This is a genomic window from Rhodococcus sp. FH8, assembly GCF_019266085.1.
In the GTDB taxonomy this organism is placed as follows: domain Bacteria; phylum Actinomycetota; class Actinomycetes; order Mycobacteriales; family Mycobacteriaceae; genus Rhodococcus_F; species Rhodococcus_F qingshengii.
In genome coordinates this window covers 12314-27133 of record NZ_LPNQ01000074.1, presented here as the reverse complement: position 1 = coordinate 27133, position 14820 = coordinate 12314, and the positions used below count along the sequence as shown (strand labels likewise).

Sequence of the window (14820 nt, the reverse complement as noted above, 5' to 3'; positions counted from 1 at the left end):
AAGGACGCGGATCTGTCCGTCGAGATCTACAGCCGAGCACGAGGGAACGCGCCGACGGTGGCAGCAGCGAACTTCGGTACGCACAAAGAAAGTCCCTGCATGAGTGGTCGATACAGGGATTCGGATGTCTTTCGATCCGCCGACAGGCGTGCGTCGACCGGGCTCCTTGTCGCGCTCGCCAGGTCACCAAATCTGTGTATTCCTACAAAAGTCCGCGACGATGCGCGTTCGAGTGTGAAGTCGGGGCGTGCAGCGATTCGGGCCACCGATGTCGATGCCAGGTCGATGGATACACGTTAATCGCCGGGAACGTCGACACGACTTCGACTGCACCGCTCCGGTGACCTGTATTCGCCCCTGACAGCAGCCGCTCGCCCTGTCGAAATATACGGGGAGGGGGTATGGTGCAAGCCATCCCGTCATATACCCCCTGGGGGTATGTTACCAAGAATGCAAACGAAGGGGCATCGTGATAACCACGAACTACCGAGTCACCGGCATGACGTGCGGGCACTGCGAAGCATCGGTACGCGAAGAAGTCAGCGCCGTCGTCGGGGTCGACACGGTCGAAGTATCTGCAGCTGCGGGAACGCTGACGGTGACCAGTACCGACGAGCCCGACCACGTTCGGGTCATCGCCGCCGTCCACGAGGCCGGATACACAGCCGAACCGCAACCCGCGGATTCACGCACCGCGTAGCCGTTCGACCTTGTTTCGAGAGAAGGATCTACCGCGATGAACAACCACACACAGTCCGACGCTGGCGGAGCCGAGACGGCGGACACTCAACCGGGCCACGATGCATCCGGACACAGCGCAGCCCACTCCGCACACGGCGAGAAGGAACACGAGGGCCATACCGGGCACGGTGGCCATGCCGGTCACGGCGACCACGTCGGAATGTTCCGTCGCCTGTTCTGGAGCATGCTGGTCCTCGCCGTCCCGGTGATCGTCGCCTCCGAGATGTTCGCGATGCTCCTCGGATACTCATTGCCCGACGCAGCGTGGATCGCCTGGATCTCACCGGTACTCGGCACCGTGATGTACGCCTGGGGCGGTTCCCCGTTCCTCACCGGCGCAATCGGCGAAATCCGTTCACGTGCACCGGGAATGATGCTGCTCATCGCCCTCGCGATCACCGTCGCATTCGCCTCGTCGATGGGAGCGAGCCTCGGCCTGCTCGATCACCAGCTCGACTTCTGGTGGGAACTGGCCCTGCTGATCGTGATCATGCTGCTCGGGCACTGGATCGAAATGCGATCCCTCGCGCAGACCACCTCCGCCTTGGACTCACTGGCCGCACTGCTCCCGGACACCGCCGAACGCGTCGACGGCGACGACGTGGTGCCGGTGTCCCCATCCGAGCTGCAGCTCGGTGATGTCGTTGTCGTCCGCCCCGGCGGCCGAGTACCCGCGGACGGCACCATCGTCTCCGGATCGGCGAGCATCGACGAATCGATGATCACCGGCGAATCACGCACGATCCGCCGCAGCGACGGCGACCAGGTCGTCGCCGGCACGGTCGCCACCGACTCAGGTCTCCGCATCCAGGTCACCGCGGTCGGCGACGATACTGCCCTCGCCGGCATCGGCCGCCTGGTCGCCGACGCCCAGAACTCGACCTCGCGTGCTCAGCGCATCGCCGACACCGCCGCCGGCTGGCTGTTCTGGTTCGCAGCCGGATCCGCGATCATCACCGCCGCCGTGTGGACTCTGGTCGGGATGCCGGACGACGCCGTCATCCGCACCATCACCGTGCTGGTCATCGCCTGCCCGCACGCACTCGGACTCGCTATCCCGTTGGTGGTCTCCATCGCCACCGAACGCGCCGCCCGCGGCGGTGTACTCGTCAAGGACCGGCTCGCACTCGAAACCATGCGCACGGTGGATACCGTGTTATTCGACAAGACCGGCACCCTCACCAAAGGCGAACCCACCGTCACCGCGATCGAGGTGACCGACGGGCGCACCGCCGCCGACGTTCTCTCACTCGCTGCTGCCGCGGAAGCGGACTCCGAACATCCCCTGGCTCGCGCCATTGTCGAGGCCGCACGAGCACGGAACCTGACGGTCCCGGTGGCCGCCGACTTCCAGTCGTCCCCCGCTGTCGGGGTCGCAGCCGACGTCGACGGCCTCCGGATCCAGGTCGGCGGGCCAGCGCTGCTCGAGCAAGAGCGCGGATCCGAACTCGCTGTCGCCGATCGGTGGCGCGGGGACGGGGCGATCATCCTGCACGTCCTCGCCGGCGGTGCCGTGATCGGAGCACTCGCGCTCGCCGACGAGATCCGGCCCGAATCCCGCACCGCGATCGACGCGCTCCACGCGCGCGGAATCGCGGTCGTGATGATCACCGGCGACGCCGATGCCGTCGCGAAGTCCGTCGCCACCGAGCTCGGTGTGGACCGCTACTTCGCCGGGGTGAAACCGGAAGACAAGTCCCACACCGTCGCCGAACTCCAGAGCGAAGGACGCACCGTGGCGATGGTCGGCGACGGAGTCAACGACGCACCGGCTCTTGCGCAGGCCGATGTCGGCATCGCGATCGGGGCGGGTACCGACGTCGCGATCGCATCGGCCGGAGTGATCCTCGCCAGCGACGACCCGCGGTCGGTGTTGTCGGTGATCGAACTCTCGCGGGCCTCGTACCGGAAGATGAAGCAGAACCTCTGGTGGGCTGCGGGATACAACCTGATCTCCGTCCCGCTCGCGGCGGGGGTTCTGGCACCGGTCGGGTTCGTACTCCCCATGTCGATCGGCGCGATCCTGATGTCGCTGTCGACGATCATCGTCGCCGCGAACGCACAATTACTGCGTCGCCTCGACCTCGCACCCGACGCCATCGCCGGGGCGGTGAACGAGGGGAGTTCCAATCCTCCGTCGCAGCGCGAACCGGCACTGTGAGAGCTGATTTCGTACCGGGAACGCAGCCCTGACAACTGTGGAACGCTGATAGCCGCATCCTCTCCGCCGGAGAGGATGCGGCCATCGTGTCGTGTAGCGGGCCAGGTCAGCCGAGCAGTCGCTGCATGGTGTCGATTTCTTGTTGTTGGGTGGCGACGATGGTGCGGGCCATCTCCTGGGCGTCAGGATCGGTCCCGTCCGCGATTTCGGTGTTCGCCATCTCGATGGCGCCGGTGTGGTGGGCGATCATCATCGTGAGCCATTGGCGGTCGAATTCGGGTCCCGACGCTGCCCTCAACGCGTCCATGTCCTGAGTGGTCATCATGCCGCTGCCCGAGCTGTGGTCCATCCCGCCCATCTGGCCCATGTCGGCCGAGGGTGCGGGCTGACCCCATTCGGTGAGCCATGCCGTCATCTGGTCCATCTCGGGTTGTTGCGCGGCGGCGATCGCTGATGCCAGTGACAGCACGTCCGGGTTGTCGGTGCGGCCGTTCGCCATGTCGGCCATCTGGACTGCTTGGGCGTGGTGCGGGTACATCATCTGCGCGAACATCACATCGGCATCGTTGAACTGTGCCGACGAGCTCGCCGAAGCGGACGATGCCGGCGACGCCGAGGACATCGAGCCCATCGAATGGCCGTCCATCGACGAATCGGTCGTGTTGTCGCTGCAGCCGACGACGAGGAACGCGCTCGCGGCAGCAGCAGCGAGTGAGGCAATGATTTTGGTACGCATGAGGAAACTCCTTGCAAGAGTGAGTAGTACAGAGAATTGAATGTGTATCGATCCCCCGACAGACGTGCGTCTGTCGGGCTCCCCGTCACACTCGCAAGGTCACCGATCTGTCCAACTCCCACAACGTCCACGGCGGTGCACGTTCGAGCGTGGAATCGGCGCGTCCAATGATCCGGTTCACCGATGTCGGCACCAGGTCGATGGCTGCGCTCGCAGCCGGGACCGTCAGCGCAGGCCACGACGCGGTAGTGCCGACACAGGGATGCATCATCTGGTGTGCCGACGGGCAGCCGTGCTCCCCGGTCATTACCGAAACCACGGCGTCGGTGTGGGACGGTGCTGCCGCCGAAGCATGGCCGTCGCTCATCGACGTGGACATAGAGCCGGTCACGGACCTCGACATCGGTGTTACCGAATGCATCAACAGAACACCGAACACCGTCAGTGCAATCAGCAAACAGACCGTCGGAGCTGTGCCCCGTCGACCGCGCCGGCTCACTGAGTGCATGCCCCCAACGATACCAAGAGATACCCCCTGGGGGTAACCACTGGTTGAGGAGGCAGGCCCAGCGGCCACGTCCGTCGGTTCGATGTGACTGCGAGTGTGCTGGGTACCAGAAGGGGGGCTCTGGCTAGGCGGAATCGACAGTGCCGGCCGTATCCGGTGCGGCCATTCCGAGGTGTTCGATGTGATAGACCGCCTCGTCGAGAAGCATCGCCACGTGATTGTCGTACAAGCGGTAGACGATGCTGCGGCCGGATCGCGCCCCGGTGACCAGTCCCATCGCGCGGAGCAAGCGGAGTTGATGAGAGACGGCGGACTGTTCCATCTCGACGGCGTCGGCCAGGTCGTTCACCCCACTGGGGCCTTGCCGTAGCTGGGTGAGAATCCGCAGCCTGCTCGGTGTCGCCAGAGCCTGCAATGTCGCCGCAACTGTTGCCGCGGATTCGGCGTCGAGCTGTGCTGGAGGACGTGGCCGCCCGTCGACTTCGTGTCCCATGCGGCAACTGTAGTCCATGTACATATGTAAAGATCTTCATATGTTCCTGTACAGTCACCCGTACATCCACATTCGTCGGCAGAAGGCAGTCATGGCATCGATCGGCACTACCACTGCGGCCGTGCCCACGGCCCGGCGCAACCCCGGCTCCTCGCGAACGCGCCTGCTCGACGTCGCCGAGGTGAGGTGGGCGCTGGCTGCCACCGCACTGTTCCTTCTCGGACTCCTAACGCAGCTCGTCGATGCCCCGTTCTGGTTGTTCTGGGCGCTCTACCTGGCCTGCTATGTCACCGGCGGCTGGGAACCGGCACGCGAGGGACTACGCGCACTGCGAGAGAAGACCCTCGACGTCGACCTGTTGATGATCGTCGCGGCCCTCGGCGCAGCAGCGATCGGGCAGATCTTCGACGGCGCACTGCTCATCGTCATCTTCGCCACCTCCGGCGCACTCGAGGCGGTCCTGACTCGCCGTACGGCCGACTCGATTCGCAGTCTCCTCGATCTCGCGCCCGAGACCGCCGTGAAGCTCGATACCGCGGGCGTCGAGCATCGAATCGACGCCGCGGATCTTCGATGCGGCGATATCGTGATTGTCCGACCCGGAGAGCGCATTTCCGGCGAGGGCACCATCGTCGACGGCAGTTCCGACGTCGATCAGTCCTCGATCACCGGTGAGGCGATCCCAGTGTTCAGGTCGGTCGGCGACGGCGTCTTCGCCGGCACCATCAACGGCACCGGCGCGTTGCGGATCCGCATCGACGTCGACCCCTCGGAGACCGTCATCACCCGCATCGTGGCCATGGTGGAACACGCGTCGGCCACGAAAGCGAAGAAGCAGCTGTTCATCGAGAAGGTCGAGCAGTACTACTCGAAGACCGTAGTCGTATCTACCGCAGCAATTTTCGCGATCCCGATGCTGCTCGGAAACGAACTCCAACCGGCCCTGCTGCGAGCGATGACATTCATGATCGTCGCCTCCCCGTGCGCGGTGGTCCTCGCGACGATGCCGCCTCTGCTCGCGGCGATGGCCACCGCCGGTCGCCACGGTGTTCTGGTCAAATCTGCTGTCGTCATGGAACAACTCCGCACGATCGAGGTGGTGGCATTCGACAAGACCGGAACCCTCACCGAAGGAACACCGCAGTTCGAACGCGTCGATGCATTCACCGGCTTCAGCGAAACCGACGTGCTCACCGCGGCAGCGGCTGCCGAGATGGGCAGCGAACACCCGATCGGCGCAGCCATCGTCAGCTACACCCGCAGCCGAGGTCTGCAGATACCGGCGTCGACGGCATTCGAGTCGACACCGGGTGTGGGAGTCCGCGCGAACGTCCACGGCGAGGTAGTGACCGTGAGCAAACCTGACGTGGTACCGAAAGCTGTACCGTCCGAACGTCTGTCGATACGCGAATGGGAGTCGACGGCCGAACGTACCGCGGTCGACCGTGAATCGGGCGGTATGACCGCAGTGATCGTGCGCGTCGGAGGCGAACCAATCGGAGTGATCGCCCTTGCGGACACCGCGCGCTCGAACCTCGACGCCACCATCGGCGAGCTCGAACGGGTAACCGGTAGTCCGGCAGTGCTACTCACCGGAGACAACGTCCGCGCAGCGCATGCGGTGGCCGAGCGTATCGGGATCACCGACGTTCGGGCAGGTCTGCTTCCCGAGGACAAGGCAGCGGCAGTGCAGCAACTGCAGCGCAGCGGACTTTCGAGCGGCGGCACTCGCGAGCGCCGCGTTCTTCTGGTCGGTGACGGCGTCAACGACGGCCCGGCACTTGCAGCCGCCGACATCGGTGTCGCCATGGGACGCAAGGGTTCAGACCTCGCACTCGACACCGCCGATGCGGTCCTGGTGCGCGACGACCTCGCAACCTTGTCGTCGGTGATCGAACTGTCGCGGCGTGCGCACCGGATCGTGGTCGCCAACCTCGCGATCGCGGCGACGTTCATCGTGGCACTCGTTGGATGGGATCTGTTCTGGACCCTTCCGCTGCCGATCGGAGTAGCCGGGCACGAAAGCTCCACCGTCCTCGTCGCTCTCAACGGGATGCGCCTGCTGTCGTCGCGAACCTGGCGCGAAGGACGTAGGGAACTGTAGGGGTGGCAGTCACCTGGCCACCTTGATCGCCCTCCGCTAAGGAGCGGCGAGACGAATGCACCGGGGCAACGCCACATACTTGAACGGTGAGTACTTCCCTGGCCGAGCCTGGTCCGCCGCTCGTGGTTCTCTGTCTGGTGATGGTGGCCCTCGCTGCGATCCTCTATCGGGTCTCCTCGTTCGGGCGCATGATCACCGCTCCCGCTGCTGCCGTTCGCGGGTTCGTTCAACTGGCGGCAATCTCGCTGATTCTCGCTGCGGCGCTTGCGCATCTGTGGTCGTCGCTGCTCGTACTGCTGGTGATGTTCGGGGCTGCGGCGTTCACGTCGAGTCGGCGTTCGGAATCGGGAAGGTCCGGTATCTGGCTCGTTCTTCCCCTCGCTGTGGGTATCGGGATCGTCGTGCCCTTGTGCTTGCTCACGGGCGTCGTTCCGGCGCAGGGAATCTCGATCGTGCCGGTCGGCGGAATCATCCTGGGTGGGACTGGTTGGGCCCCCGTTAGCAGTCCAGCACCTATGCGATAGCTAGTTGGTTTTCTTGAGTCCAGTTTTCCCAGTAGCGGTTTGGCGTCATGCCATCGAGGGATCCGTGGGGCCGTTCATGATTGTAGATAGCTTTCCATTCCTCGGCCAGATAGGTCGCTTCGGCCATCGTGTCCATGATTTCTCCCGAGAGTTGTTCCCTTCTGAACTGGGCGTTGAACGATTCGACGAAACCGTTCTGCCACGGTGAACCCGGGTCGATGAAGGCGGTGCCCACGCCGACGGTGTTGCACCAGTTGATCAGTGCGGCGGCGGTGAATTCGGGACCGTTGTCGCAGCGGACGTAGGTCGGGGCGGTGCCGGTTTCGGCGATGATGTTCTCCAATGCTGCGACCACGTCGGAGGCTGTGAACGACCGGCGCGCGATGATGGCCAGCGCGGTGCGGGTGTATTCGTCGATGACATTGAAGAAGCGGATGTGCCGCCCGCAGGAAGTCACGTCGGATTGGAAGTCGAAACTGACCACGTGCATCGGGTATTCGGCCGTCAGCCGCTTCTGCTCCCCGGCGCCGGGACCGGCCCGGCGTTTCTTCCGCGCCTTGGGTTTACAGACGAGGCCTTCCTCGCGCCAGAGCCGGCGTACGCGCTTGTTGTTGAGCGCCATTCCAGCCCACTCCTGGGCGAGCAGGCACCAGCGGGCTTTCCGCCATCCCCATGTCGGGTGCTTGATCGCGATGGCGCGTAGGGCGCCGCGAAGCCGTGTTTCCTCGAAGCTCGTATCGGGTTTCTTCTTCCGGAAGGCAGACCGGTTTTGGCCGAGGATCTTGCAGGCGAAACGCTCGGAGGCCCCGAACTTCTCCACCGCCATGCGCACGGCACGGCGGCGGGGTTCGGGGCTCAGAATTTTCCCTTGGCCACCTCGTTGAGGATGTCGATGGCCAGTTCCTTCTCCGCCAGCAGCCGTTTGAGTCGCGCGTTCTCCTTCTCCAGCTCCTTGGTCCGTTTGGACGCCTCGGCGTTCTTCTCGGACCCGTACTGGTTCAGCCACCGGTACCAGGTCGCTTCGGTGACCTGGAGTTCCTTGACGACCTCGATCATCGGGTGGCCGTCGTTGAGCATTTTCTGGCCCTGCCGGACCTTCGCGATGACCTGTTCAGGGGTGTGTCTGCGTGCCATGATTCGTGAATTTCCTCCTGTGCCCATTATCGGACACGAAAGTCACACAGACACTGGACTTCTACACAGGGACCCAACCAGGACGATGACGGCAACATCGCTGTCCGCACGCCGCGCACTGGCCGCGTTGACCGACCGGCACGGCGAAGTGGAGGCGGCGCTCAGTCTGGGCATGACCGAACGTCAGGCACGGCTGGAGGTGGTGCGACCCACCGCGAACGACGCGCTGCTGCCGGGACTGGACCAGACACGAACGGTGGGACTGGTGACGTTGCCGGGTGCATTCGTGGGCGTACTGCTGGCCAGCGGTTCGGCCCTGCAGGCTGGGGCTGTGCAAATTCTGGTGCTGTGCGGGCTGCTGCTTGCACAAACCGTCGCCGTCGCACTGACCGTGGACCTTGTCGCGCGCGGATCTGTCCATCGGAGGCCGTAGGACGGGTGGTTCGAGCCAGTGTCGAGAAGGTCGGTATGCGTTCACGGGGTGACGAGTCCTGGCGGTTGGAAGACAACACTGAACGGAAGCATGCCCCGCTCGAAGTGCCTGAAGAGGCAATGCGCAGCCCACTTCTGAACAAGTGCAGTCGTCTTCTGAAACTGACACCCAAAAGTGTGCTCACAAGGGCACAGTGTCGCAGAACTCAACGACACGAAGTATTTGAGAGACAGTTGGTTTTCGGACGGGTTTCGAGACACTCAACGATTCGATAACGAAAGCTCGGCTCCACGTCCCGATGTGAGTCCGGCAGTGTCCGAGAAACGATCGAATGAGAGACGACCCGAAGTGGCGCATAACTATGCAGTGGGCGGCTCAGCGGCGGTCGGTGTCAGAACTGCGCTCAATGCAGGGGTTCGGCGAGAATCTGCGAAGGTGGGGACTTCTCGAGTCATTCGGGACGGTCGGTGATTGCTTCGATAATGCTGTCATGGAGGCATTCTGGGGGCGGTTGCAGACGGAATTACTGAACACGAAGAAGTGGTCGACCACGCTGGAGTTGACTGCAGCCATGGCCGATCACATCGACAATTTTCACAATGGCGAACGGCGTCACAGTTATCTCGGCAACATCAGCCCGATCGAGTATGAGAAGCTCTGGGCAGACATCCAACCGTACCCTCAGCTCTCATAAAGCTGGTGCACTATTGGGGGCACGGATCAGCAAGTTATGAGAATCCTTCCGCCCTGATCAAGGGCATGAAAGGCTTCATCTCATGGCTGGACGCAAACGGCACACACCCGAACAGATCATCCGCAAACTGCGCCACGGCGACGAACTCGCCGCCACAGGCGCCGACGTCGAGGAAATCGCCCGACAACTCGACGTCTCGGTGCCGACGCTCTACAACTGGCGCAAGCAGTACGGCGGTATGAAAGCCGACGACGCCAAAGAGTTCAAGGAACTCAAGAACGAGAACGCCCTGCTCAAGAAGCTCCTCGCCGAAGCCGAGCTCGAAAAGGCTGCCCTCAAGGAGATTGCTCGGGGAAAATTCTGAGCCCGACCGCCAAACGAAACGCCGTGATGATGCTCCAGGAAACAATGGGGCTCTCGCAGCGTTTCGCCTGCAGAATCGTCGGGCAACCGCGATCGACCCAACGCAAGAAAGTAGCAAGGAACACCTCGGATGATCCGGACGTCGATCTGCGGAAGTGGTTGCGGGACTGGGCCAAAGCGAACCAAAGAAAAGGGTTCCGGCGGGCATGGGCGGACTTGCGTGCCGCCGGCTGGGTGATCAACAAGAAGAAAGTGCAGCGCCTCTGGCGCGAGGAAGGATTGCGAGTAAACGTCCGAAAAATTCGTAAACGGGCCGGCGCCTCGACCACCCCGATCACCGAAGCGGACGCGCCGAAGGTGGTGTGGGCGATCGACTTCCAGTTCGATTCGACCACCGACGGCCGGAAATTCAAGATCGCGTCGATGGTCGACGAACACACCCGCCAGTCCGTGCTGAACATTGTCGAGAGATCCATCCCGGCAGAGGATCTCGTCACCGCGTTGGGGAAGGCGTTCGCACGCTGGGGCGGCCCACCGCAGGTCCTGCGGTGCGACAACGGGCCCGAGTTCATCTCCGAGGCGCTGAGGACGTTCTGCGAGGATCAGGTCGGTATCGGCTACGTTCCACCTGGTCAGCCGTGGAAAAACGGCTACATCGAGTCCTTCAACAACCGTGTCCGTGACGAATGCCTGAACATGAACGAATTCCACAGCCTCCTCGAAGCTCGGGTGGTCATCGAGGACTGGAAGGAGGACTACAACAACCGGCACCGTCATTCATCGCTGGCGTATCGAACTCCAAATGAGTACGCTGCCAGCTGTATTCACACGCATTGATTCTCTGATAGCGAGTGGCTCACCAAATGGGGTCCTGCCACGGTCATCTACTGCCGTGGCGTTAACGGCTTTAAGACAACGACGTAGAGGTCGTCTCCGATCGAGCGAGCCGAGTGTTGCCAGTTCGGCTCGTCCAGTCGGAAGTCGAGCAAGGTGATGAGCTTGTTCGAACCCCCGATTGCGTCGACGTCTGGGGCTTCGAGGGGCACGACGTAGGTGGCTTTCCGGCCAGAGAATTCCGGCTGCCAGGTAAACGACACGACGACAGCTTTTCCGACTGGGCGGACGAGGACATCGCGCATGTTCACCCACGGAGTTCGGCCATACGTGGGCGAGCCTGGTGCTGGGGCATACCAGCCTTCCGCGCCGTCTTCGATCGGCGCGGAAGGTTCACGTGGGAACGAACTCGCAGCTTGAAGATAGTCCTCGAGATTCGCTGCGATTTCTTGCACGAGTTGGTCATTGGGCATGCTTCAGTTTCCTAGCGTTTGGTTCACCCACGGTTCGCAATAGCCTTCACCTGCTTCGGATCCAGTCTTGCAGAAACCGGTGAGTAGGCCCATGTTGTAGCTGTCGAGATGGCCCTCTTCGGTTTGTTCCCTGTCAACGGTCCGCACAAAGGCCCGAATAGGGTTGGCACCGCGCATCTTGAACGACGCGAAGTACTCCGTCGCCCCAGCAATCGGTTTGGGCGCAGCAATATTGAGAATCTTGCCAGCCGCGTTGATCCCCAACCCGTGGTCCTGCCATGCGTGCTGTTCGCCGAATGCCCCATGACCGGGGTACGCGTGAGCATCTGGTCTGCCGTACCGGACAACGACTACTTGGCCGAATGCATTTGGAAATGCCTTCTCACAGTCGTACTCGGTATCTGGATGCACCGTTTGCTCTGGGCAGCGGGTTACCAGAGGTGGGCCAGGCCTGATGTAGACCTCGCCTGGGCCAGGAGCACGAGCGACGAGCCGGCGTTGCGTCGAGCACGTAGGTCACGTGCAGCCCGTTCTCGGTCCACGGGTAGTCGCGGAAGAGCCATTCGAAGTCGCGATACGTTTTCATGCGTAGACCGCCTTCCCGAACGCTTCCGTCATTTCCTGGTGATGATCGTCCGCAACCCGAAACGGAACACCACCGCGGTACCGGCCCCGACCGCGAGGCCGGCCACCACATCGGCCAGAAGAACCCCGACAGTGACACCGAGAACCGTTGCGGCCACGATCGCCAACGCAACATCCGTGGGCGCCGGCCGAGGACTGGTGATCGCACTTCCCCTTCCTCGACACTCGACGACGTACTCGCACAGATCATCACACGGCGCTTGGCGCGGAAGTCGGACCCACGCTGTTCAATGGGGCAGGAACCGATTACGAGGAGGTCAGGCCATGTGCGGACGCTACGCAAACAAAAGCTCGAGCAAGGAATTGCAGTCGTTTTCGACACCACGCACACCGTCAGCGACGAACTTCCCCCGTCCTACAACGTCGCACCCACCCAACCGGTCCGTGTGATCCTCGAACGAACCTCACACGAGGAACCCGACGCCGAGCCCCAGCGCCAGCTCAGAACTGCCAAATGGGGTTTGCTTCCTGCCTGGGCAAAAGACGCTCGCAGCGAAACCGTCACGGAGAAGCCGTCATTCAGAAGCAGCGCCGCTAAACGGCGTGCCATCATCCCAGCCGACGGATACTACGAATGGATGAAAAATGAAGACGGAAAGAAGATTCCGCAGTCCTTTCATGGAGACGGCCGATCATCCGGACAATTGTGATCCTTTAGGACATAACATATTTCGAAAGCCGTTCGACTGCTGTGTTCAATGGGTGCGTGGACGTACTTCGCCCATCTCGCTCCAACCGTCTTGACCGGGTATTTCCGTCGAGACGATTTGAGGAATGGTCGCGACGGCGTACGACATGGCCTCCGTTCCGCGTGCAAAGTGAAGAGAATTGACGTGTGCAGTCGCTGCTTCGGTGTCGCGGAATGCTTCGACGAGTACGAATTGGTGAGGGTCGTCCACGCTACGGGACCATTCGAAAAAGATGTTCCCCGGCTCGCTCCGCGTTGCTTTTGTGAAGTCGTCTACCAGCTCCAGCCAATTATCGACGTGCTCCGGGCGAGCGGTAAATTTGACGGTTATGTAGATCATGGCAATCCTTTCGTCACTGCGGTCAGTGCAGTGGGCTTCGTGATGTCAACTATGCAGTAATGCGCGAAACACACGGGCCTTGACCCCGGAAGGTGGACACGGGGTTTGTGATTACGCGGCTTTCTGCAGGCTATCGGATGTGTGAGCGTTTTCGTAGTCGGCTGGGCTGAGATAGTTGCAGTACGAGTGCCGGCGTCGGGTGTTGTAGCGGGTGATCCACCGGAACACAGCGAGCCGTGCCGCCCGGGGCGATTCCCAGCGGGCGGCGCCTTGCAGCGTCTCCCGTTTGAGCGTCGCATTGAACGACTCGGCCAGGGCATTATCCGCGCTCGTGCCTACCGCTCCCATCGATTGTGTGACACCGAGCTTCGTGCAGAGCATCGCGAAATCCTTTGATGTGTACTGATTGGGCTCAATCGGTGGACGCAACATTCGAGGTCAGGAGGGTGTTGTGGGTCGTCCATCGGATTGGGTGCGGGAAGTAACGGGCAGGGCTCCGATGAGGTCACCGGGAGCACCGGGCCATCCTCGGTCGAAGGAACGGCAGTTTTGGGACCAGATCGCCACAGGCAAGCTTCCTCGTGAGGCAGCTGACGCTGTCGGCGTGGGACAGCCTGTGGGCCAGCGGTGGTTCCGGCACGCTGGCGGGATGACGCCGTATTCGTGGCCCGCGCCGGCAGGCAGGTACCTCTCTTTGGCAGAGCGTGAGGAAATCGCGATCCTGCACGCCACAGGCCATGGGGTGCGCGCGATCGCGAGTGCCATCGGGAGGAGCCCGTCGACGATCTCGCGGGAGCTGCGGCGTAACGCTGCCACGCGTGGCGGCAAGCTCGAGTACCGCGCCAGCGTGGCGCACTGGAAAGCCGAGTTGTTTGCCCGCCGCCCGAAGACCGCCAAGCTCACGGCCAACGATCGGTTACGGCACTACGTCGAGGACCGACTCTCAGGCCAGATCACCAAGCCGGGCGGCGATGCGGTCGCCGGACCGTTCGAACGGCAATGGAAGGGCTTGAACAAGCCGCATCGTCAGGACCGCCGATGGGTGAAAGCGTGGAGCCCTGAGCAGATTTCGCACCGGCTACCGATCGATTTCCCGGATGATGAGTCCATGCGGATCAGCCACGAAGCCATCTACCAGTCCCTATTCATCGAGGGTCGCGGTGCGCTGCGCCGCGAACTCATCTTGTGCCTGCGCACCGGCCGCGCTCTTCGGATGCCACGCGCGAGAGCGAAACGCGTTGCCTGGGCCCATGTGACACCGGACGTACTCATCAGCGAGCGTCCCGAAGAAGCCGACGACCGTGCGATCCCCGGGCACCACGAAGGTGATCTCATCATCGGCACGGACAGGTCCGCGATCGGCACCATCGTCGAGCGCACAACCGGATACACCACCCTCGTGCACCTGCCTCGGGAACAAGGGTGGCGACAGCAACCGATCACCAAGAACGGGCCGGCACTGTCGGGATACGGAGCGGTGTCGATGAACAGAGCGTTGGCACAGGCACTGGCGTCGATGCCCACCGAACTCAAACGCTCGCTGACCTGGGACCGAGGAAAGGAAATGTCCGCACACGCCCAGTTCACCATCGACACCGGGCTGAAGGTGTACTTCGCCGATCCACACAGCCCATGGCAACGAGGTACCAACGAGAACGCGAATGGACTACTGCGCCAATACTTTCCGAAGGGAACTGATCTCTCGCGATGGAGCCCAGACGATCTCGCGGCAGTCGCACACGCTCTCAACACGCGACCACGGAAACGACTCCAATGGCGAACCCCCGCTGAAGCCTGGGACGAACACCTACGATCAATTCAACAGCAACGTGTTGCTTCGACCAGTTGAATACGCCTTGACTTCCGCGATCGGCGTGGAATACTGCACCGGCAAGATCACCGCGTGTGCGAGCTGCGGCATCGAGTGCGTTCTCTACGAGTTCGGTGCG

At 62.5% G+C, this 14820-nt stretch carries 15 protein-coding genes and 5 pseudogenes; 10 read left to right on the top strand and 10 right to left on the bottom strand.

Translation table 11 applies throughout. The features are described from left to right. Window positions 1-469: 469 nt before the first annotated feature. On the top strand, window positions 470-700 hold the full coding sequence (locus ATN38_RS19915; protein WP_003943444.1) for a heavy-metal-associated domain-containing protein: 231 nt from the start codon (window positions 470-472) through the stop codon (window positions 698-700). 36 nt (window positions 701-736) lie between these two features. Next, window positions 737-2902, top strand: coding sequence for a heavy metal translocating P-type ATPase (locus tag ATN38_RS19910; RefSeq protein ID WP_003943427.1), 2166 nt, complete (start codon window positions 737-739; stop codon window positions 2900-2902). A 106-nt stretch (window positions 2903-3008) separates the two neighbouring features. Here ATN38_RS19910 and ATN38_RS19905 read toward each other — a convergent pair whose 3' ends face one another. From ATN38_RS19905 to ATN38_RS19895, 3 genes are all read right to left on the bottom strand, one after another. Next, window positions 3009-3638, bottom strand: coding sequence for a DUF305 domain-containing protein (locus tag ATN38_RS19905; protein WP_003943446.1), 630 nt, complete (start codon window positions 3636-3638; stop codon window positions 3009-3011). An 85-nt stretch (window positions 3639-3723) separates the two neighbouring features. After that, complete coding sequence (locus tag ATN38_RS19900; protein ID WP_030537379.1) at window positions 3724-4146, bottom strand: DUF6153 family protein; 423 nt, start codon at window positions 4144-4146, stop codon at window positions 3724-3726. 124 nt (window positions 4147-4270) lie between these two features. Beyond that, window positions 4271-4639, bottom strand: coding sequence for a metalloregulator ArsR/SmtB family transcription factor (locus ATN38_RS19895; RefSeq protein ID WP_030537380.1), 369 nt, complete (start codon window positions 4637-4639; stop codon window positions 4271-4273). 40 nt (window positions 4640-4679) lie between these two features. Here ATN38_RS19895 and ATN38_RS19890 point away from each other — a divergent pair, with 40 nt between their 5' ends. Next, the gene (locus ATN38_RS19890) at window positions 4680-6743 is read left to right on the top strand and encodes a heavy metal translocating P-type ATPase (RefSeq protein ID WP_374104625.1); all 2064 of its coding nucleotides are present in this window, start codon (window positions 4680-4682) and stop codon (window positions 6741-6743) included. A gap of 86 nt (window positions 6744-6829) precedes the next feature. Further along, window positions 6830-7225 (top strand): annotated as a pseudogene (locus ATN38_RS19885) (ABC transporter permease); the annotation flags it as partial. Between the two features lie 31 nt (window positions 7226-7256). Here the strand turns inward: ATN38_RS19885 and ATN38_RS19880 are convergent. Next, window positions 7257-8401, bottom strand: a protein-coding gene (locus ATN38_RS19880; protein WP_116058469.1) for an IS3 family transposase whose coding sequence is annotated in 2 segments (ribosomal slippage) — window positions 7257-8128 and window positions 8128-8401 — 1146 coding nt in all. Because the reading frame shifts where the segments join, the coding sequence is not laid out codon by codon here. Between the two features lie 85 nt (window positions 8402-8486). Here ATN38_RS19880 and ATN38_RS19875 point away from each other — a divergent pair. From ATN38_RS19875 to ATN38_RS19865, 4 genes and pseudogenes are all read left to right on the top strand, one after another. Continuing rightward, window positions 8487-8834 (top strand): annotated as a pseudogene (locus ATN38_RS19875) (ABC transporter permease); the annotation flags it as partial. Between the two features lie 331 nt (window positions 8835-9165). Then, on the top strand, window positions 9166-9528 hold the full coding sequence (locus ATN38_RS19870) for an IS3 family transposase (protein ID WP_306300992.1): 363 nt from the start codon (window positions 9166-9168) through the stop codon (window positions 9526-9528). 82 nt (window positions 9529-9610) lie between these two features. After that, window positions 9611-9778 (top strand): annotated as a pseudogene (locus ATN38_RS32915) (transposase); the annotation flags it as partial. Continuing rightward, the gene (locus ATN38_RS19865) at window positions 9745-10728 is read left to right on the top strand and encodes an IS3 family transposase (RefSeq protein WP_256932021.1); all 984 of its coding nucleotides are present in this window, start codon (window positions 9745-9747) and stop codon (window positions 10726-10728) included. The pseudogene ATN38_RS32915 and the gene ATN38_RS19865, both read left to right, overlap by 34 nt. A gap of 47 nt (window positions 10729-10775) precedes the next feature. On the opposite strand, the gene ATN38_RS19860 is transcribed toward ATN38_RS19865, so the two are convergent. From ATN38_RS19860 to ATN38_RS19845, 4 genes are all read right to left on the bottom strand, one after another. Further along, on the bottom strand, window positions 10776-11198 hold the full coding sequence (locus ATN38_RS19860) for a hypothetical protein (protein ID WP_218748438.1): 423 nt from the start codon (window positions 11196-11198) through the stop codon (window positions 10776-10778). 3 nt (window positions 11199-11201) lie between these two features. After that, window positions 11202-11462 carry a hypothetical protein gene (locus tag ATN38_RS19855; RefSeq protein WP_218748437.1) on the bottom strand — a complete coding sequence of 87 codons (261 nt, stop codon included), beginning with the start codon at window positions 11460-11462 and terminating at the stop codon, window positions 11202-11204. 118 nt (window positions 11463-11580) lie between these two features. After that, window positions 11581-11784 (bottom strand): hypothetical protein, encoded by a 204-nt coding sequence (locus tag ATN38_RS19850; protein ID WP_218748436.1) that lies wholly within the window; start codon window positions 11782-11784, stop codon window positions 11581-11583. 28 nt (window positions 11785-11812) lie between these two features. Continuing rightward, on the bottom strand, window positions 11813-11950 hold the full coding sequence (locus ATN38_RS19845) for a hypothetical protein (RefSeq protein ID WP_178377397.1): 138 nt from the start codon (window positions 11948-11950) through the stop codon (window positions 11813-11815). 157 nt (window positions 11951-12107) lie between these two features. On the opposite strand from ATN38_RS19845, the pseudogene ATN38_RS19840 reads away from it, so the two are divergent. Continuing rightward, a pseudogene (locus ATN38_RS19840) lies at window positions 12108-12469 on the top strand (SOS response-associated peptidase); the annotation flags it as partial. Window positions 12470-12538: 69 nt separating this feature from the next. On the opposite strand, the gene ATN38_RS19835 reads toward ATN38_RS19840, so the two are convergent. Together ATN38_RS19835 and ATN38_RS19830 are read right to left on the bottom strand one after the other, a co-directional pair. Further along, window positions 12539-12871: a putative quinol monooxygenase gene (locus ATN38_RS19835; RefSeq protein WP_073513850.1), complete on the bottom strand. Its 333-nt coding sequence runs from the start codon at window positions 12869-12871 to the stop codon at window positions 12539-12541. A gap of 111 nt (window positions 12872-12982) precedes the next feature. After that, window positions 12983-13276, bottom strand: a pseudogene (locus ATN38_RS19830) (transposase); the annotation flags it as partial. 244 nt (window positions 13277-13520) lie between these two features. On the opposite strand from ATN38_RS19830, the gene ATN38_RS19825 reads away from it, so the two are divergent. Beyond that, on the top strand, window positions 13521-14720 hold the full coding sequence (locus ATN38_RS19825) for an IS30 family transposase (protein ID WP_374104624.1): 1200 nt from the start codon (window positions 13521-13523) through the stop codon (window positions 14718-14720). The last annotated feature ends 100 nt before the right edge of the window (window positions 14721-14820 follow it).

What these genes read in the sequence shown, in the direction of transcription:
- ATN38_RS19910 (WP_003943427.1), top strand. Translation starts at nt 737, where the DNA reads ATGAACAACCACACACAGTCCGACGCTGGCGGAGCCGAGACGGCGGAC.
- ATN38_RS19905 (WP_003943446.1), bottom strand. Translation starts at nt 3,638, where the DNA reads ATGCGTACCAAAATCATTGCCTCACTCGCTGCTGCTGCCGCGAGCGCG.
- ATN38_RS19900 (WP_030537379.1), bottom strand. Translation starts at nt 4,146, where the DNA reads ATGCACTCAGTGAGCCGGCGCGGTCGACGGGGCACAGCTCCGACGGTC.
- ATN38_RS19895 (WP_030537380.1), bottom strand. Translation starts at nt 4,639, where the DNA reads ATGGGACACGAAGTCGACGGGCGGCCACGTCCTCCAGCACAGCTCGAC.
- ATN38_RS19890 (WP_374104625.1), top strand. Translation starts at nt 4,680, where the DNA reads ATGTTCCTGTACAGTCACCCGTACATCCACATTCGTCGGCAGAAGGCA.
- ATN38_RS19870 (WP_306300992.1), top strand. Translation starts at nt 9,166, where the DNA reads ATGAGAGACGACCCGAAGTGGCGCATAACTATGCAGTGGGCGGCTCAG.
- ATN38_RS19860 (WP_218748438.1), bottom strand. Translation starts at nt 11,198, where the DNA reads ATGCCCAATGACCAACTCGTGCAAGAAATCGCAGCGAATCTCGAGGAC.
- ATN38_RS19850 (WP_218748436.1), bottom strand. Translation starts at nt 11,784, where the DNA reads ATGAAAACGTATCGCGACTTCGAATGGCTCTTCCGCGACTACCCGTGG.
- ATN38_RS19835 (WP_073513850.1), bottom strand. Translation starts at nt 12,871, where the DNA reads ATGATCTACATAACCGTCAAATTTACCGCTCGCCCGGAGCACGTCGAT.
- ATN38_RS19825 (WP_374104624.1), top strand. Translation starts at nt 13,521, where the DNA reads ATGACGCCGTATTCGTGGCCCGCGCCGGCAGGCAGGTACCTCTCTTTG.